Consider the following 19,346-nt stretch of genomic DNA (forward strand, 5'->3'; position numbering starts at 1 on the left):
AAATTCTCCTTTCTAAAACAAGGAGGAGATCTCCTCCTTGTTCTTTACTGCCCACTAATGATCATGTCGTCTTCCCATATGCCCTGTTCCTGGAAATATTTTGCTGCCCCGGGATGAACAGGATAGTCTTTAACTAAACCTTCCACCGCATAATCCAATTCAAATATATTTAATTCAGGACTGATGTTGCGAACTTCTTCCTCATTTTCATATAATACTTTTACCAGTTCATAAACAATATCTTCATCCGTGTCCGGCCTTGTGACAAGCATACCTGTCATACCTGGCGCCTGCACATCCTCTGTATAAAAATCAAACGTATCGGCTAAAGCAGTTTCAATACTTAATCCCTGGTTATTCTCGGTCACTGTTTCCAAAATGTCCTGATCAAACTCCAATGGTCTAAGCTCCATGGACTGCGCTAATTCCTGAAAAGGTGCTGCAACTAAATTCCCGGCCATATGGAACAAAACAGAAGCGTCAATTTGTCCAGCATTTAAAGCATCTGCAGCTTCCTGATAGTTTAAGTGTTCCAACGTTATCTCATCGATAATATCGTATCCTTCTTCACCCAGTACCGCATTGGCGATAATAGATGAGGAGCCGCCGGTTGTACCTACATTTAATCTCTTTCCTTTAAGGTCCTCAATCGTTTGAATATCTGAATCCATAGGCACTAATATTGGCAGCGACCAATAGCCATAGGCAAAAACCTGGCTGAATTCCGTTTCCTGCTGAAAAGGTTCTATTCCGTTTGTGGCCGCATATAATACATCACTCGTAGCCTGTCCCATTTGAATTTCTCCCTGATCAAGCAATACGATATTCTCTGCTCCCCCTGCAGTAGAAATAGTTGAATTTCTAAAATCATCGACATAGTTATTTGCAGTAGACGCCAAAGCTTCAATAATGACATAACCCTGTGAACCCAATGATGCCGATCCCCATGTTAGGGTGTCATTTCCTCCGCCGCTGCTTTCTTCCCCACCACCATTTGTTTCCTGGTTGCACGCACCCAACAACATAATTAGGACAAGAAAAAGTATACTGAACTTTGAAATTCTCATTTTGATTCTCCCTTTTAAATTAGTTATTTTTAATAATTTCTCCATTTTTTATCACCATGTTTTGTTCCTTTAAATGTTTAATGTCATCCAGTGGATTTGAGTTAACAACTAACATATCAGCATAGGCACCTTTTCTTAGTACACCGCGATCTTTAAAATTTATAGCCTCTGCTGCTACGGAAGTGGAAGCTTCTATCACATCCAGCTCGGACATTCCGGCCTGTTTCATTATTTCCAATTCTTTAAATAAGTCTTCAGGCGGATTGCACGGAGATCCCGCATCCGTTCCAGTCGCAATTTTAACTCCATATTCCACCGCTTTTTCCAGCATGCTAAAGTGGGTTTCCACGACCACTTTTGCCTTTTCTACTGCATACTCCGGTATTCCATATTCTTTACCTTCTGCTATACGCACCATTGCTACCATAGTAGGGACCATAAAAGTGCCCTGCGTTACAAACAGCTCTAATGCCTTTTCATCTGCATAGATAGCATGCTCAATAGTGTCTACTCCGGCATGCAAACAATTATAAATTCCAGTCAACCCCTGTGCGTGGCAAGCAACCGGAATATTTTTCTTATGCGCTTCTTCTACCGCTACTTGAATCTCTTCCTTCGTTAATTGAGGAGAGCCGGGTTCTTCACCTTCAGAGTAAATTCCGCCTGTAGCAAATAGTTTCACCACATCTACACCTTGTTTTAATAATTGACGTGTTCCTTTTCGAACTTCATCTTCCCCGTCAACTTCCTTGCCCGTCCTAAAGTGTCCGCCAGTCATAATAAGCGGTGTGCCGCAGCTGGAAATACTTGGAGCATCAAATAAACCTGTTTTAACCGCATCCCTTACTGCCAATGTTGTGAGACCTGTAGAGCCAAGGTCTCTAACTGAAGTTACACCTATATCTAAATGTTCTTTGGCATTTTTTAGTGCGTGCAGCGTAATCATTTCCATGCTTTCATTTTTTATTAGAGCATCAGGATGGGCACTCCCATTCCGCATAATATGAACGTGACCATTTATTAAACCCGGCAAAATCCAATTTCCTTTTAAATTAAAAGTTTCATCGTATACCAGACTGCTGGCTTTCTCTTCAAAATTCTCACCTATATCAATGATTTTTCCATTATCATTGTTAAACAGAATATAGCCTTTTCCAGAATTTATTACCTCTTTATTCTCTCCAGTAATAATATTTGCATTATAAAAAGCTTTTATCACTTCTGTTAAACCTCCTGTACTATAATTTGATTAAATCGCTTTCATATTTAAATATAATTTTTATTTCACCTGCCATTTTGAAAAGTTTCGAAGCTTTTTTATAACTTAGCAAATTAACTCCTTGATGTCAATACTAAACATTACAAAATGTAAATAATTATTGATTATTCTTTCACATATAAGGAATTGAAAGAATTCTCCTTAATTATTGGTGTACTTTTCCAAAAACTATCTTTTCATTCTATTGAAACTATACTTTTGATGAAACCCTCTATCCTAAAGACACCAACATGCTATGGTTTCATCGTCCGCATTATTGGGGCAAAACTGGCTTCCGAGCATGCTCTTGCTAAACATTTCTCTTATCTCCCAAACCATACTGGTACGTGTGGCAGCTCCTTTAACCTGGAGCATGCTCTGCTTTGGCAAACACATTTCTAGAGCACCTTTCCAATAACTTACGATACTTTCTGACATTAAGTTATAAAGTGGCAGCAGTTATTTTTTTAATCTTTCATGGAATCGGGATTTGTTTGGGCTGGAGCAGGCAGACTGGTTTCAACTAGCATTCCGGAGGATTTTGTACCTGGGTTTTCATGTATGTGGTCTGGCGATATGAGGATGAGTGGCTGTAAAAGAAGTTAATTTGTGTTTTTTACTAAGAAGATTAGATCGAAAAGAATCGGAGAGGAAATTTCGAAAGGAAGAATCATGATAATTTTTAAGATAACTTTCTTGGGTTTAAAAATACTAAACCCTCTGTGCCATACTGTCACAGAGGGTTTCTTAAATCTATCCCCACTTCTCTATTAATGCATCAGATTGATTCAGGAGTGTATTATATGCCGTTTCAGAGATTAAATCATGATTAAATTGATAGTTCAGTAAACCTTGAAAAGCCTCCATATGTCTGATAACTTTTGCTGCTTCCTCCTGATCTTCAAATTGGCCAACTGCAGTCAAATGCATCCCTAAAGCACGAACTGCCTCCTCACTCGCAAATTCCCCGTTTTCTGCCAAATAGGATACTGCCCGGTTCATGAGATTTGCACTTATTTCTTCATCATGCACATGTACTGTAATATTTTGATTTAATCTGATGCCATTTTCTTCATATCGTACAGCAATTTCCTGATCGCCGGGTTCGCTTGCATCAAATTCCGTCATATCGGCCAGTCCGGTGATGTCACGCATGAAATCGCTGTCGTATCTTGCATACACCTTGACATTCAGCCTTTCATATAAGTCATATTCCAGATCACCTATAATCACCAATTCTTCCAGCTGGGAAATCGGCAAATCCTCGGATGCTTCCACCCCGGCTATGGAATACATTCCCCTTACCTTTAAATCCATCGGTTCTTCCGTTAAATCCTCGCGAAGCCAGCCGGCATTCCCTTCTGCCAAAAATTCAATTGGCGCAACTCCATATTCCTGGGCTTTTAATAAGGACATCGTGTAGTAAAAAATACTTGCTCTTTTTAAATGATATTGGCTCGTTATAATAGAAACCGTATCTATATCATAATCATTGTATAGATAATCAAAACTGAAGGATGCATTTTCGACGGTATTTGAACTTTGATTTTCCACGATAATTCTATCTTCGGAAAGTCCTTGATCCACTAACCAGTCACGCATCCGATCGCCTTCAGTCCACCCGTTTTTCTCTACGCCGCCGGTTACCAGGACATAAGAGTCGGGGTATTTTTCTGCACTATTCAGTGCAACTTCCAACCTGTTGATTAATTCGTCTTCCATGGTACCGTCCTCTTTTAAAGCAAAACCCAACACAATAAACGCATGGGTGTCATCATCCGGCAGACCATCAGGTGCCACTTGTAAATTTTCCACCATGTCATTTTCAATAAAATCCCATTGATCAATAACTGCATTCCATAACTCATAATCTTCCGGATATTCCTCTTCCATTAATTCCAGCGTTCTAAGTATATCCGTCCGGGCCTCTTCTCCATAGTAATATATTAATTCGCTTACCAATGTATCTGCATCTTTTACAGTGTCGGGAGTTGCTGCCGAGACATGAGTGAAAGGCAACAGACTCATAATCAACAGTATACTGATAAAAATTTTGCAGGTTTTTTTCAATTTTATCATGCTCCTTCTATATTATATTTCGTAAATACCGCGTCATCAGTTTTCTTCGTCTTTCTTATTCCTTCACTTTCTCTCCGGGTTTAATATTATTCCCTCCCTCCTCATATAGAAAAAAGTTGGAAAACAAAATATCCAGCTAATATTTTGTCAATATGTATTCTATCATAATCTTAGACGCTTATAGACCACTACCCTTCGACAAAATTTGCAATTAGCCGAATGAGATTTACAAAAACGAATCTACTTTTATGTTCATACCGCATTCGTTTTCTTTACAGCGACTGGCCAAAAACCCTCCAGCTGTATCGTTAAATGGAAAGCGACATTAATGGAAAAAAACGAAAAAAGAACTAGGCAATTCGACTGGATAATAATAGTAGATTTTTAAAATCAAAACTAAAGTTATATAGACTGTGTCCGTGTGACTTGATAGTCTATTAATAAGTTTTAAATTATCTTAAAATAACTGCAATTACCCTCCATTTCTGTCGTAATGAACTCTTGTTGGTGATCGTGACCAAAAAGTGAATCTATTAGTGTAAGCGAAACCACGAACAACATTTCTGCAGCAGGAACTATCGCTTTGGCGGCGGCCAGTACAGTTAATGAATACCCTTTACAGCGGTTTCAACAGAGTGTTCCACTCTATGAATCTACAAATATATTTTAAGGAGGATGACAGTAGTATGAGAAGACATGCACTAAAGGAAACGCCTCATCAGTCAGCTCTATCTGCAGCTGACGGCAAAGGGACTTATCGATGGCACTGGTATGGTTTGTACGTATTTTTAGCTATTTTGCTGGTGATTACCCCGGCCGTTTTAGTCTCTGCCGATGAAAATGATGTGCCGGAGGATGGTGTGGTGTCCCCGGATGGGGAACGGATTGCCTGGATATCCGAGGATGAACAGAGCGTATGGAGCGCACAACGGATTACAGAACCTGATGATGCACCGGAATGGGGTTCACCCGAACGTCTCTTAACGATTCACGGTACAGTAAAAAATCTGGTTTTTTCGCCTGATAGCAAAAACATTGCCTTTGAGAATCACCGCAGTTCTGGTTCCTCCTTACAGGGTTATGCAGATCATGGTTTCATTGCCATTTATAGTCTGGAAAATGATGAAATTACTTTTCCGGATCCCTCTTTTGGTATCGACATTGAACCAGAATGGTCTGAAGATGGAGAGCACATATCTTTCATCAGACAGGTAAACGGAATGCCGGATGAATACAAAACAGTCCCCATATCAGAATCCGTAGATGACAATCCTCCGAGTCTGCTTGAATCGATGCTCGATGTACCGCATGTATCGGAGCTGACAAGCGCTGGTGATGGCAAGTCCATCGCTTATACTGCGCGCGAAGGGACAGAACGCAACATCTATTTTATGCCTGATAGAGAAGATGCTGAACTTGTCGTCCATTATTCTGATGATGACGGTCAGGCACTCTCACAAATCTCTCTTTCACAGCATGGTGATGCGCTTGCTTACGTGCGCGGGGATGGATACAATCCGGAAAGCCTTCCGACCCCGCCGGAGCAGGAAGTATGGGTGAAGGATTTGCCGGACGGGGATCTGCATTTGCTCGGAACAGGGAGCAATCCGTATTTTTCCCCTGATAATGAACGTATCGTCTGGACAGATGATCAGCGTTTCATGAGTGCACCGCTCTCCTGGCAGGATGGTGATTTGCAGATTGGAGAAGCTGAAGAACTTTTCACCTTTGAAGGTTCCATACAGACGCTTCGTTTCTCTCCCGATGGAGAGCAAATTGCTTATCATCGTGCTTCAGGGATCGACTTATACGACTTTGAAACCAAAAACATATCAAGAATCAGCATACCGGATGTGAGACTAAGTGATTTATCCTGGTCTCCTGATGGTGATCAGATTGCCTTTAGGCAAACTGCTTCAGGCGAGCCTTGGGGAATAGGATTGGCAGATGTATCCACTCTGGAAACAAGAGAAGTCTGGCAGGCTTCAGAAGGAAAAGGCTCGAGCTTTTTTGGACTTGCCCACCAGGATGAGCAGCTTTTCTGGTCTGACGATGATCACATCGCGTTTGTTTGGGAAGGAGATGGCTGGCGTCATCTTTATTCCGTTCCTTCCTCGGGAGCAGAAAACGCAACTTTATTAACCCCTGGTGAAGGAGAAGTGGAAAACGCTGCAGTTTCACATGATCATACCAAATTAATTTATTCTGCCAACATGGATGATCCCGGAAGACGACATCTTTGGGAAGTGGACTTCAGCGGAAAAGAACCAGCATCTATAACCAGTGGGACGGCCAGCCAATGGGCACCCACCCCTATCGCTGATGGAAAGCTTGCTTATATTGAAGGAGGATGGGCCGACCCAACTTCTGTAAAAGTAATGAATGAATCAGGCGATACAATGCAGGCAAGTCTGCCGGAAGTGCCTGAAGCCTTTCCGGAAGAGGAAATGGTGAATCCGGAATTTGTGGAATTTCCTGGCACTGACGGTCAAACCGCCTATGGACAACTATTTGTTCCCTCTATGGAAGACGCAAAAGGCTGCGGCATCATCTTTGCGCATGGCGGTCCCAGAAGGTCCATGTTACAGGGGTATCACTATATTGAAACGTATTCTAATCTCTATGGACTGAACCAATACCTGGCAAGTCAGGGATGTACCGTACTTTCCGTAGAATACCGGAGCGGAGTCATGTTCGGTTATGATTTCCGAAACGCTGAAAATGCAGGCAGACGGGGGGCCAGTGAGTATAAGGATATTCTTGGTGCTGCGGAATTTCTGCAAAATCACGAAACAGTTGATCCGGATCGTATTGGAATTCACGGTCTCTCATGGGGAGGATACATTACAGCACTTGCGCTCGCCCGTGATTCCGATATCTTTAAGGTAGGATTCGACTTGGCCGGGGTGCATGAATTCTTTGGTGAACAACGTCCATATTCACCAATGGCAAATATTAATGATTGGACATCTCCTGTATATGTCGCGCATGGTGACAGAGATCGTGCCGTTACTTTCAGTCAGTCGGTATTTCTAAACGAAGCTTTAAAAGCCAGAAACGTGGAAATGAAAGAGCATGTCTTCCCGGATGAAGCACACGAAATGGAACTAAGATTTGAACATTTGGTTGATGTTTATGGGGGAGGCAGTGAGTTCCTTCTTGACCATCTTGCTGCAGCCCCAAGTGTTTCAAATATGAAGACGTTAATTGAATATTTTAAAGATGAAGGAGAATTTGCTAATAATGCAGCGCCCCGATTATTATCGACACATTTGACAGCAGTGGGACACTACCAGGACACTGATCAAATGAACAAAGCTGTCAGACATATGCACGGATTTCAGGATTTACTGGATCATCAACTGGCTGACAATTCTGTTTCAGAGAAGGTGTATGATATTCTAGTAGAATTTAGTGATGATTTATTAGAGGAGTGGGAGTAGGAGATTAAATTGTTGGTCAAAGTAAAATAAACCAGACTGCGTAAGTTAGGGTGTACAACTCTTTCTTACGCAGTTTAGTTTATTATTAGGAGTATAAACAAAGTACCAGAAATGTTTTCTAATGGGAAAAACCAATTCCAATACCGCCCAAACTGTTCATTTTTATCCACCATAAATAGTCATTCCAGTCCAAGCAGCTACACCTATGTTAAGTGTTAAGGTATATTCTAGTAAATTGAATGTCTATAGAACCAAAGGGCCATTGATAAACAACTTGCTATCTTAAGAATTCGTTGATATTCTTTTCAACGGCTTTTATCGGTTATTTTATGAAATAATGTGAATAACCCAGTTATTATCTTACCCTTAAATTTCACTACAACTCCCTGCTACTCTCCCCCATACATAGCCAATAACATCGCCAGCAGCGCACTTCTCTTTGGCATTTCACTTAAAATTAAATGTTCATGATTGGCATGCGCGCCGTCACCTACAGCACCCAGGCCGTCAAGCGTTGGTGCAAGCGGGGCGGTAAGATTGCCATCACTTCCTCCCCCTGTTTCCTGTTCGGTTAATTCCATACCGATATAGGTTTTGGCCAATTGTTTTGCCGTTGTAAATAAACTTACGACTTGATCCGTGCGTTCCAGCGGTGCCCGGTTGGCTCCCCCTGTCACATGTAACGCTGCTCCTTCCAACTTTGGCTTCAAACCCAGCATTGTTTCAATTGCCCTGTCAAACGCTGCCTGCGTCTTGGCCCTTAAGTCCACCTCGGCGGATGCTTTTTCCGGTATCACATTGCTTCCGGTTCCGCCGGTAACTTTGCCGACATTAAAGGTAGTTCCTGTATCAAAATCATTCATGGCTTCTATATCCAATGTTTGCAGTGCAAGTTCTTGAATAGCACTTACGCCTTTATCCGGATCGATCCCGGCATGCGCGGGAACACCGGTTGCTTCCACATTAAAAATCCCCACACCTTTTCTTGACGTTTTCAGGCTTCCCTTCTCACTCATCCCGGGTTCAAGTACAAAAACAACATCACTTTTTTCCGCTTCCTTTTCAATCAACTCCCTGGAAGAGGGATTGCCTATCTCTTCATCTGAATCAAAGAAAAATACGACCTTCTTATTCATTGGGATATCCAATTCTTTGAGGGCTTTTAAGGCAAATAACCCTTGTATGATGCCGCCTTTCATATCAAAAGCCCCCGGTCCGGCAGCTTTGCCGTTTTCCATTTTAAAAGGCATAGTTTTTATCGTGCCTTTAGGCCAGACAGTATCAAAGTGACCTAATATGAGAATCTGACTTTCACCGCTGCCCCATTCTCCCCTAATATGATCTCCGTAAGTGGCTTCCGGAATCGTTGTCGTCGTGCCGCCGGTAAGTTTTTCAAATGTCTTTGCAAGCCATTTTCCCAGTTCATCCACCAATTCTTTATCATGAGAAGGGGATTCCTTTGTTACGATTTCTTCCAGATACGCATACATGTCCTCTTTTTGCTTTTCCAGATATGGATAAATATTCCTCATGTTATCTTCCTTTACTAACATTATTTAAGGTTTTCAGCCAATTAGTCTTCATTTCTATGAGATAATTTTGGTAAACGATTCGTTATTACATCAATACATAAGCTTCAGCCATTGGTTTGAAACTCCATTCCTTATCCTCCAAACATTAATTCCGCTTTTCGATAAACGCCTTAAGCACATGTGCAGCCTGGACACAATCATTTAAGTTTGACCATTCCAGAGGATTATGGCTGATGCCTTCAATGCTTTTTACAAATAACATGGCAATATCCGTTTTTTCACCGATAATCATGGCGTCATGGCCAGCACCGCTTGGTATCCGTATTGGTTCAATAGACTGCTCTCTCAATATATTTTCAAGTGTTTTCTGATTTTCTTCCTTAATTGGAACAGGCGGCGTTTCCATTTTCTTTTCAAAAGAAAGCGAAATACCATGATTTTCAGCAATATTTTTTGCCTCACGGATCACCTCATCTACGAGGGTGTTTCGGGTATTTTCATAAATATCTCTAATATCCACATACAATTTTACTTCGCCTGGAATGACGTTTACGCCATTCGGAGAAATATGCATTTTTCCAACGGTGGCAACACAAGTGTCATTGACTTTTCTCGGCAGCTCGGCTACCTTTGTGACAAATGAACTTGCCGCAACCAGGGCATCGTTCCGGTCATCCATTGGCGTGTTTCCAGCATGTCCCGCTTCCCCCGAGAAAGTAAACTCCAGCCAGCAGGGTCCGGCGATACCACTGACAATTCCACAGGGAAGTCCTGATTTCTCCAACCGTTTACCCTGTTCAATGTGAACTTCTACAAACAACTCCACCTCTGAAAAATCTCTTACAGCTTTCTGATAACTCTCAAGTGATAAGTCTACTCGATTTAAGACTTCCTTAAACGAATCCCCATCCACGGAAACAAGTTTTTTCAAGTCCTCAATATGATAATTTCCTGTCAGCGCCTGGCTGCCATGCAGACCGCCATTAAAAGTCGCCCCTTCCTCATCGGTAAAAATAACGACTTCATAATTTTTCTGGGGCCGATATCCGGTAGCTTTCCATGCCTCTGCTACTTCCAATGCCAATAGAACGCCCAGCGGACCATCAAAATGACCGCCATTAGGAACACTATCCACATGGGAGCCCGACATAATCCCGGGAACATTGGGGTCGTTTCCTTCCAATCTGCCAATCACATTTCCTGCACCGTCATGGTGAACCTTAAGCCCGGCTTCTTCCATCCATGCTGCAACTAGGCTTTTTGCCGCTGATTCTTCTTTGGAGAATCCCGGACGGTTACTTCCGTTTTCTTCTGTCAAACCGATTTTTGCGAGTTCATCAAGACGATGAGCCAGTCTCTCTCCATTTATTCCGTTACCATCGTATGTAACATTATAATCATCCATCAATCGTTGAAAAATAGGTCCGTCATTATGCATTATGTATTCACCTGACTTTCTTAAAAATATATGATTTACGGGTTAATAGATCCTTGTCACAGCCTTTGCCAATATCCTTTATTTATTGGCACTTCCCCCTATACCATCGGTTGCCGCTGTCGCAATAATCACACATGCCCACATATGTTTATACGCTGTCACGATGTCACTGCATGTGAACTTAATGCTTGTCGGTGACATCATTTCCACGGATGGAATGGTTGTAGTCATTTGGGCCTGTTGCGGTCCTTTGAATTGAATTTCAAATGTGGTTTCCATATCTTTGGTATCCAGGGCTTTAAAGCTGGTAATATTCCTTACTGCTTTTGCTACCCCTTCTTCCACCATTTCATTTACGATCTCCGGATGGAGTAATTCAGCAGATAAACGGTCTTTGGCATACTTGGTTATCACACTTTCTGCCCTTGGCAATGTCTCTTTTACTTCTGAGACATATAGGTTATCTCCACTAATAAAAATGGCCGGTACTTCAAAGGCTCCCGCCACCATGGCATTCATCTCGGTTTCACCAACAACTTTTCCGTTAATCTTCATTTCGTTAACACAGACGCCGGCAAGGGTATGAGAAATGACAGCTTTTGATCCGCCTTCCCGACCGTGATGGCCAATAAAAATGATACCATCAAAGGTTTCATCCAACCCTTCCAGTTGACACATTACTCGGTTGTTTCCGGACACCAGACGGGCACGGGGATCAAGATCCTCAATAATTATATTTGATATATTCCCATGTCCATCAGCAACAACTACTTCCTTAGCCCCTGCATTGAAAGCACCACGAATTCCAGCATTGACCTCTTCGGTCATTAACTTTCTAAAACGCTGATACTCCCCTTCTTTTATCATTTGCCGAATTGTACTTACACCAGCAATTCCTTCCATATCTGCAGAAATAAATAGTTTCATAAATTTTCACCTCATATAATAAGATAAGTGTAAATTCAGGCACTTGATCATGATCATCAAGTGCCTGAATTTAAAATTAGATAGATTAATAACAAATGAGCGATTCCAAATCTCTAGGATAGTAGGTCAACATTTCAATTCCGTCTTCAGTGACAAGCACGGTATCTGAATGCCTGAACCCTCCCAGTCCTTCTACATAGATTCCCGGTTCCACAGTAACAACCATGCCCGGCTCAATGGTTGTATGATCGCCTAAGTCGAAAAATGGTGCCTCATGACCCAATAAACCAATGTTATGACCAGTATGGTGTTTCGTAAGTTCTGTTATATTATTTTCCTTAAAATAATTTTGCACATCTTTTTCTACATCCGAATACTTTCTTCCCGGTCTGATTGACTGAAACGCCACTTCCTGTGCTTCATACATATAGTTAAAATATTTCTCCTGCTCCTTTGAAGCTTCCTCTACAAACATCACACGCTCCAGTTCACTTGTATAGCCAAACACGCTGGATGCTGCTGCAGTAACTAATGTATATCCCATTTGCATGACAATGTTTTGTGTCACTGCATGAGGAAATGCTGATTCAGGCCCAACCTGACCGCGGAAAATCGCGTATGCTGTTTGACCATGAGGCTTATAATCCGGTCCTAACGTATCGATCATTGCCTTCGTAGCTTCCATTGAGGCTTTGCTGGTAATCTCAATTTCACTGAATCCCACTTTTGTATATTTCTGCATCAAGCGATGTGCCAAATTACCCCATCTGCAGGATTCTTTGATTAATTCAATTTCGTTAGGGCTTTTAATAAATCGCATTTCTTCCACCACACCATAGAGAGAAATGAATTTCTTTACATGAATCAACTTGTCTATCGATGCCCCTCTATAGCCCATCGGAGAACCATAACCCAATGAATCATAACCTATCACCTTATTTTCAAAGCTATACTTCACCAGCACTTCTTTAAAATATTCCATCGGATGCTTAATTCCCGGATATTCAGGATAGGAATGAACGTAGTCGATCACACTGTATTCTTCTGCGTGTTCATGCTCCAATTCCGGAACAAATAAGTGAACTTTATCAGCGGGATCAATCATAATTCCGATCGGTCTCTCTGTAGAATGAAAGTGGAACCCAGTTAAATAAAAGATATCAGTTACAGAGAAAAGAACCGCAGCCTCACAACCTTTTTCTTTATATGTGCTTATAAATTTCTGCTGCCTTTCTTTAAATTCATGCTTAGGAATGGATAATAGCATCTTCTTTTTCCTCCTTGTGTTCTGTATATAAATGACAACTTGCAATATGGTCGTTTCCAACTTGTTTTAATTTTGGTTCAATTGTTTTACATATATCCATTGCAAATGGACATCTTGTATGAAAGGAGCATCCTGATGGAGGATTGGCCGGGTTCGGCACATCTCCAGTCAACACGATGCGTTCCCTCTCCTCACTTGGATGGGAAACAGGCACGGCTGAAATTAGTGCTTGCGTATAAGGATGCTTTGGATCAGCAAATAATTCTTCTGTCGCAGCCGTTTCTACAATCTTTCCGAGATACATTACCGCCACCCGATCTGTCATATGTTCCACCACGCTCAAATCGTGGGAGATAAATAGATATGTCAGCCCAAATTCCTTTTGCAGCCGTAATAATAGATTGATAACCTGTGATTGAACGGATACATCAAGTGCGGATACTGGTTCATCAGCCACAATAAAGTCCGGGTTTAAAATAACTGCCCGGGCAATCCCTATCCGTTGCCGCTGTCCACCGGAAAATTCACTGGGGTATCTGTTTAAATGTGCTTTGGAAAGACCAACAATTTCCAGAATATCCACAATCTTCTGCATCCGTTCCTCTGGAGTAAATTTATTATGCACGCGCAATGGCTCCATGAGGATTTGCTTGATAGTCATCTTAGGATTAAGTGAAGCATACGGATCCTGAAAAACCATTTGCAGTTCACTTCTTAACGAACGCACCTTATCGTAAGGCAATGATAAAATGTTTTCTCCTTTATATTTCACTTCACCCGCTGTTGCGTCCGTTAAACGCAGCAGCGTTTTTCCCGTAGTAGATTTTCCGCAACCAGACTCGCCTACTAAAGCAAATGTCTCCCCTGTCCTGATGGAAAAACTGATGTCATCCACTGCTTTTACGATCAGCTTGGACTTAAAAAGACCCCGGGATATCTCATAGTATTTTTTTAAATTTTTAATTTCAACCAGATTGTTATCCTCCATGGCAATTACCTCCCTTCTGGCTGCTGCAGCCAGCATTTGCTTAAGTGATCCCCTTCTGAAAAAGCCGGCGGTGTTTTTGCATAACATTTATCAAATGCGAAAGGGCAGCGATTGGCAAAGGCGCAGCCTTCCCCTATTTCATTAGGACGGGGCACTTGGCCTTTAATGGAATAAAGCTTGCTTTTCCTGTCATTATTTGTTGGCAATGAAGCAAGCAGACCTTTCGTATAAGGATGAAGCGGGTTATCGAAAAGTTCATTTATTTCGGCTACCTCGACAATTTCCCCAGCATACATGACAACCACCCGATCACACATTTCCGCAACGACACCTAAATCATGAGTGATAAAAAGCATGCTCATGTCTTTATCCTGCTTGACCTGTTTCATCAGTTTTAGTATTTGGGCTTGTATCGTTACATCCAATGCAGTGGTTGGCTCGTCACAAATGAGCAATTTAGGCTCACATAAGAGGGCCAAGGAAATCATCACTCGCTGCCTCATCCCACCGGACAGTTGATGCGGGTATTCATCAATAATCTGTTCCGCTCTTGGGATTCCAACCTGTTTTAAAACATCAACAATTGCCTTCTCCCTTTGTTTCTTAGACATTTTTTTATGCCGTTTTAATGGCTCGCTTAATTGCTCACCAATTGTAAAAACAGGGTTAAGAGAAGTCATGGGTTCCTGAAAGATCATCGATATATCATTTCCGCGCAGTTTTCTGTACTGCCGGTCACTATAGTGGGTAATTTCTTCATCTTCAAAATGAATACTGCCGGAAACTATTTTACTTGTTTTCTCTGGGAGAAGGCCCAATACTGTTAAGGACGTAACACTTTTTCCACTTCCGGATTCCCCTACAACACCCAATGTTTCGCCTTTTTTCAAAAAGAAATCAACACCACGTATTGGTTGGACGGTTCCTTCTCCTGTTTTAAACTCAATTCCTAGATTTTTGATTTCAAGAAGTACATCAGTCATGTTATCTCTCCTATCATTCCCCTTTAAGATCAGGGTCAAGTGTATCCCGTAACCAGTCCCCGAAAAAATTCACGCCAAGCGCTGTGATGATAATAGCTATACCAGGGAAGGTAATCAGCCACCATGAACTGAAAATATAATCTTTCCCCTCATTAAGCATGTTTCCCCAAGCCGGTTCCGGAGGCTGCACGCCAAAACCAAGGAAACTTACTGATGCCTCCGCAATGATATACGTGCCAATTTGCAATGAAGCCAAAATGATAATCGGTGTAAATATATTTGGCAAAATGTGCCGCACTAAAATCTCGAATTTCGAGACACCTGTAGCAATCGCTGCAGTAATAAATTCTTTTTCCCGTAAAGCCAATACCTCACTGCGGATCACTCTTGCAAAAATTACCCAGCCTGCAACGGCCAAGGAAATAATAATATTTGTAAGCCCGGTTCCGATGATAGCGTTAATGACAAGTACCAATAGAATAAAAGGAAAACTAAGCGTCACATCAACAATTCTCATCAGCACTACGTCAACCCAGCCTCTAAAGTAGCCCGCAATGACGCCGACAATTGTTCCTATTAAGCCAGCCAGTACTGCCGTTGCAACTCCAATTATGACGGAAACCCTGGCACCAACAATAATCCTCGATAATATATCCCTGCCCAGCTGGTCTGTCCCCAAAATATGTCCATCTGTCATCGGCGGCAGCAAACCTTTTGATAAGGGGGCATCCATCGGGTCATACGGTGCAATCCATTCCCCGAATATACTGAGAAACAGTAATAAAACAATGATGCCGAATCCAAGCATCCCCGTCCAGCTTCGTGATAACTTTCGGAAGAAGTTTTTTACCTTCGAAGTTTTTTTATTTATCTGATCGTCCATTACCTCAGTTGCATTCATATCGCGACTTCACCTACTTCACTCTAATTTGAGGATTTACATATGCATATAAAACATCCGCGATAAAGTTAATTACCGCATAGATAATGGCTATAATAAACACGCCTGCCAGTACAATCGGAAAATCCCTGTTTAATAAAGACTGGTGCAAAAGCCTGCCTACACCCGGCCAGGAGAAAACAACTTCCGTGACAACCGCTCCACCCAATAACACGCCAAGATCAAGTGCTACCAGCGTAATAATGGGAATGAGTGAATTTTTCAGGGCATATTTCATGATTAAACTGGAGGTGGTCGCTCCTGCTGCTTTGGATGTACGGATGTAATCCTGATTAAGCACATCAAGCATGGCTGACCTTGTAAACCTTACAAACCTTGATATACTGTACAATGCTAAAGTGATTACAGGCAAAATCATGTGACTGATGGAACCACCACCGCTTGATGGCAGGATCTGAAGCTGTGCTGCAAATATAAAAATCAGGATCAGCCCAAACCAGAAGTTGGGGATGGCCTGTCCCACAACAGACAGACCAACGCCGACTCTGTCAAATAGCGTATTTCGCTTATACGCCGAAAGAACACCTAAAGGAATTGCAATTAACATTGAAACAATTAATGCTGCAAATGCTAACTGAAATGTTGCAGGCATCCTTTGCATTACAAGGCCAAGCGCATCCTCCCCGCTTCTTAAAGACTGGCCAAAATCACCCTGTACTGCATTGATCATGAATTCACCATATTGCACATATAACGGCCGATTAAATCCAAGTTGCTCGCGGTATTCTTCAATTTGTTCCCTTGGTGCATCAGGTGGCAGAAAAAGTGTCGTCGGATCGCCAGAAAGACGAATTAAAAAGAATACAACTGTAAGGGCCAAGAATACGACGATAATAACTTGTAACAATCTCTTTACTATAAAATCCAGCATGCGATCCCTCCCTTATATCTCTTCTTAATTTAATGGGTAAAAATAAAACACTTACTTTAAGTAAAATTAGTTTTATTCCCAGGTCATTTCAAACACATTTATCTTTTCATCCACACGTGGTGTGAAATCCAGAGATTCATCAATGGCATAAAGGTCGGCCTGCTGCCATAACGGTACCCATGCTGCTTTTTCTACTAGTTCGTGCTGCAATTCTGCATAGCCATCAAATCGCGCTTCTTCATCAAACAGTGCATTGGTCTCAAAAATCTTTTCTTCCAATTCTTCATCATAGAAACTGCTGTATGGTGCCTCTTGCGTAAACAGGTTTTCAATGGTGGATTGAGGTTCAAATGCCGGTCCCCATCCTAAGATAAACATATCTCCTGTTTCTCTATTCTGAACCTTTTCCAAGTGATTGCCCCATTCATTCACTTGCACCTCTACCTCAATCCCAATATTTTGCAATTGAGAAGCAATTGCCTGGGCAATATGCGAATCCATCGGATAACGTCCACTTGGCGTATCAAGAGTTAATGTTAAATCTTCAGGACTATAACCTGCTTCTTCAATTAATTCAATAGCTAAATCAGGATCGTAAGGATAATCTTCTGTCTCCACGTAATTGGAGTTAAGCTGGGAAAGCGGCCCGGTAATTCTTGTGCCATAACCGTTTAATACAGCTTCTAAAAGTTCGTCTGCATCAATGGCGTGATTAATCGCTTTTCTTACCTTTTCATCTTGTAATGGTCCGTCAACTAAGTTGGAAAGTGCTAAATAATTAATTCTGGAAGAAGGAACTTCTCCTACTTGATCTGTCCCTATTTCTTCTACAGAGTCCACCGGGATATTTTTGAACAAATGAATTTCACCACTCATGAAAGCTGACATCCTTGCACTGAACTCTGGGATGATTCTGAATTCTGCCTGTTTAATAGAAGGCTCTCCCCGCCAGTAATTATCAAATGCCTCCAGTTTTAAATGGTTATCCCTGGACCACTCCACAAACTTATAAGCACCGGTTCCTACCGGTTCATTGGAAGCCTGATCTACACCAACTTCTTCCACATAGCCTGGCTCCATAATAAGCAGATCTTCCGTAATACGTTCTATCATGCTTGGGAAAGGACGTGAGGTATGTATTTCCACTTCATAGTCGGAAACTACCACTACTTCTTCAACATCAGTCCATCTTGAACGATAATAGGATCCATTGCTTTCATCCAGAATATAATCAATGCTGTATTTCACGGATTCCGCGTTAAATTCTGCACCATTATGAAATTCTACACCTTCTTTAAGCTTAAAGTACCAGGTTGTTTCATCAATGTTTTCCCATTCCTCCGCCAGCACAGGTCTGAATTCACCAGTCTGTCCGTCCCGGTCAATAAGCGGGTCATAAATGTTGCGGATTAACGTATCGGTTGTATAGTTTACATCATGGTTGGCCATCATGGTGGCGGCATCACCTTCAAATCCAATTACAATAGAGTCCTGTTGCCCACCATTTTCAGATGATTCCGTGCCTCCATCCTGGCTGTCTACATTTGTTCCATCTGTACATGCTGCCAAAAATAAAAAAGATAACAAGAAAACTGCTGCTATGTTCTTTTTAAACAAGATTGGTCATCTCCTTATGAATGATTTTTTGATAATATTTCCTCTATTTTTTCCATGGATTGAATGAGCGTCTCCATCTCTGTATTGTCAATGTCCTCAATCATCCTCCTTACATTCTCACTTGCTCTATCCGCTAATATTTTCAACTCCTTTTTGCCACGCTCTGTGATATGCAAGTATTTAATTCTCCTATCAAAGTCTGCTGATACTCTTTCAATCACCTTTTCCTTAATAAGCTTGTTAATTATTCTGCTCACATACCCTTTATCAAATGAAAAATATTCTGACAAATGAGTCGCAGTACATTTGTCCATTTGATCAATTTCAAACATGATCATTGCTTCTGACATCGAGTAAGGACTTCCATCAGTATATTGAGTATATATACCTATCATGTTTGTATAGAATCGGTTGAACTTCTTAATTTTTTCCACATGATTAGAAGACCCAGTTCCTGCCATTTTTAAGTTAGATACGATCGACTCGTCCATCCACTTCCATCCTTTTCAAATAAATAAAATAGTTGCCTTAAACAACTTGTTGTAAATCTTATAATAATTAGTTGCATCTGTCAACAAGTTTTTAGAAATTTTTTAGTAATGGTTTCTTTTAGATGCTTTAGACACTAAATTATCCGACTTTTATTAACAGTAATATTTATTTTACTTCTAATTTTATAGTATCTCTGTCTAAGTGGACGGGAACCTGCCTCTTACGTGATCCCTTCACTTTAATTACTTTCAAGCTATCCTGTAGCTCATTTCATCAGGCAATAAAGAACTTGGATCATAAGCATTTACACTGGCAAATAAAACCAAAAAACCCTGCCAACTTTTAGTAGAGACAGGATTTTAGAATTCAATTTGCAATTTTACTTGTTTTTTTACAAAATCGACAGAGAAATACTCACGGCAA

Annotated in this window: 14 protein-coding genes; 1 reads left to right on the forward strand and 13 read right to left on the reverse strand. The window is 41.3% G+C overall.

The genetic code is table 11. The features are described from left to right. Positions 1 to 44: 44 nt before the first annotated feature. From GHD25_RS04710 to GHD25_RS04720, 3 genes are all read right to left on the reverse strand, one after another. Complete coding sequence (locus tag GHD25_RS04710; protein ID WP_164215223.1) at positions 45 to 1,067, reverse strand: TAXI family TRAP transporter solute-binding subunit; 1,023 nt, start codon at positions 1,065 to 1,067, stop codon at positions 45 to 47. Positions 1,068 to 1,086: 19 nt separating this feature from the next. Beyond that, entirely contained in the window at positions 1,087 to 2,286 is a 1,200-nt protein-coding gene (locus tag GHD25_RS04715) for a metal-dependent hydrolase family protein (RefSeq protein ID WP_164215224.1), read from the reverse strand. A 792-nt stretch (positions 2,287 to 3,078) separates the two neighbouring features. Next, complete coding sequence (locus GHD25_RS04720) at positions 3,079 to 4,395, reverse strand: YdcF family protein (RefSeq protein WP_164215225.1); 1,317 nt, start codon at positions 4,393 to 4,395, stop codon at positions 3,079 to 3,081. Between the two features lie 695 nt (positions 4,396 to 5,090). On the opposite strand from GHD25_RS04720, the gene GHD25_RS04725 reads away from it, so the two are divergent. Continuing rightward, positions 5,091 to 7,847, forward strand: a complete 2,757-nt coding sequence (locus GHD25_RS04725) for a S9 family peptidase (RefSeq protein ID WP_164215226.1) — start codon at positions 5,091 to 5,093, stop codon at positions 7,845 to 7,847. 389 nt (positions 7,848 to 8,236) lie between these two features. Here GHD25_RS04725 and GHD25_RS04730 read toward each other — a convergent pair whose 3' ends face one another. The 10 genes from GHD25_RS04730 to GHD25_RS04775 form a co-directional block, all read right to left on the reverse strand. Continuing rightward, positions 8,237 to 9,379, reverse strand: coding sequence for a M20 family metallopeptidase (locus GHD25_RS04730; protein ID WP_164215227.1), 1,143 nt, complete (start codon positions 9,377 to 9,379; stop codon positions 8,237 to 8,239). Between the two features lie 145 nt (positions 9,380 to 9,524). Then, positions 9,525 to 10,817 carry a M20 family metallo-hydrolase gene (locus tag GHD25_RS04735; protein WP_164215228.1) on the reverse strand — a complete coding sequence of 431 codons (1,293 nt, stop codon included), beginning with the start codon at positions 10,815 to 10,817 and terminating at the stop codon, positions 9,525 to 9,527. Between the two features lie 78 nt (positions 10,818 to 10,895). Then, positions 10,896 to 11,744, reverse strand: a complete 849-nt coding sequence (locus GHD25_RS04740; RefSeq protein WP_164215229.1) for a M55 family metallopeptidase — start codon at positions 11,742 to 11,744, stop codon at positions 10,896 to 10,898. 85 nt (positions 11,745 to 11,829) lie between these two features. Then, on the reverse strand, positions 11,830 to 13,011 hold the full coding sequence (locus GHD25_RS04745) for a M24 family metallopeptidase (protein ID WP_164215230.1): 1,182 nt from the start codon (positions 13,009 to 13,011) through the stop codon (positions 11,830 to 11,832). Beyond that, positions 12,992 to 13,999, reverse strand: a complete 1,008-nt coding sequence (locus GHD25_RS04750; protein ID WP_164215231.1) for an ABC transporter ATP-binding protein — start codon at positions 13,997 to 13,999, stop codon at positions 12,992 to 12,994. The genes GHD25_RS04745 and GHD25_RS04750 overlap by 20 nt, the downstream gene beginning before the upstream one ends. A gap of 5 nt (positions 14,000 to 14,004) precedes the next feature. Next, complete coding sequence (locus tag GHD25_RS04755; RefSeq protein WP_164215232.1) at positions 14,005 to 14,982, reverse strand: ABC transporter ATP-binding protein; 978 nt, start codon at positions 14,980 to 14,982, stop codon at positions 14,005 to 14,007. Positions 14,983 to 14,995: 13 nt separating this feature from the next. Further along, positions 14,996 to 15,883: an ABC transporter permease gene (locus tag GHD25_RS04760; protein ID WP_205601324.1), complete on the reverse strand. Its 888-nt coding sequence runs from the start codon at positions 15,881 to 15,883 to the stop codon at positions 14,996 to 14,998. A 13-nt stretch (positions 15,884 to 15,896) separates the two neighbouring features. Next, positions 15,897 to 16,814, reverse strand: a complete 918-nt coding sequence (locus GHD25_RS04765) for an ABC transporter permease (protein WP_164215233.1) — start codon at positions 16,812 to 16,814, stop codon at positions 15,897 to 15,899. Between the two features lie 72 nt (positions 16,815 to 16,886). Further along, positions 16,887 to 18,431: an ABC transporter substrate-binding protein gene (locus tag GHD25_RS04770; protein ID WP_164215234.1), complete on the reverse strand. Its 1,545-nt coding sequence runs from the start codon at positions 18,429 to 18,431 to the stop codon at positions 16,887 to 16,889. Between the two features lie 14 nt (positions 18,432 to 18,445). Continuing rightward, complete coding sequence (locus tag GHD25_RS04775; RefSeq protein WP_164215235.1) at positions 18,446 to 18,922, reverse strand: MarR family winged helix-turn-helix transcriptional regulator; 477 nt, start codon at positions 18,920 to 18,922, stop codon at positions 18,446 to 18,448. Positions 18,923 to 19,346: the final 424 nt, after the last annotated feature.

The organism is Virgibacillus aidingensis (genome assembly GCF_010994035.1).
Lineage (GTDB): Bacteria > Bacillota > Bacilli > Bacillales > Amphibacillaceae > Virgibacillus_N.

What these genes read in the sequence shown, in the direction of transcription:
- GHD25_RS04710 (WP_164215223.1), bottom strand. Translation starts at nt 1,067, where the DNA reads ATGAGAATTTCAAAGTTCAGTATACTTTTTCTTGTCCTAATTATGTTG.
- GHD25_RS04725 (WP_164215226.1), top strand. Translation starts at nt 5,091, where the DNA reads ATGAGAAGACATGCACTAAAGGAAACGCCTCATCAGTCAGCTCTATCT.
- GHD25_RS04730 (WP_164215227.1), bottom strand. Translation starts at nt 9,379, where the DNA reads ATGAGGAATATTTATCCATATCTGGAAAAGCAAAAAGAGGACATGTAT.
- GHD25_RS04735 (WP_164215228.1), bottom strand. Translation starts at nt 10,817, where the DNA reads ATGCATAATGACGGACCTATTTTTCAACGATTGATGGATGATTATAAT.
- GHD25_RS04740 (WP_164215229.1), bottom strand. Translation starts at nt 11,744, where the DNA reads ATGAAACTATTTATTTCTGCAGATATGGAAGGAATTGCTGGTGTAAGT.
- GHD25_RS04745 (WP_164215230.1), bottom strand. Translation starts at nt 13,011, where the DNA reads ATGCTATTATCCATTCCTAAGCATGAATTTAAAGAAAGGCAGCAGAAA.
- GHD25_RS04750 (WP_164215231.1), bottom strand. Translation starts at nt 13,999, where the DNA reads ATGGAGGATAACAATCTGGTTGAAATTAAAAATTTAAAAAAATACTAT.
- GHD25_RS04755 (WP_164215232.1), bottom strand. Translation starts at nt 14,982, where the DNA reads ATGACTGATGTACTTCTTGAAATCAAAAATCTAGGAATTGAGTTTAAA.
- GHD25_RS04760 (WP_205601324.1), bottom strand. Translation starts at nt 15,883, where the DNA reads ATGAATGCAACTGAGGTAATGGACGATCAGATAAATAAAAAAACTTCG.
- GHD25_RS04765 (WP_164215233.1), bottom strand. Translation starts at nt 16,814, where the DNA reads ATGCTGGATTTTATAGTAAAGAGATTGTTACAAGTTATTATCGTCGTA.
- GHD25_RS04775 (WP_164215235.1), bottom strand. Translation starts at nt 18,922, where the DNA reads ATGGACGAGTCGATCGTATCTAACTTAAAAATGGCAGGAACTGGGTCT.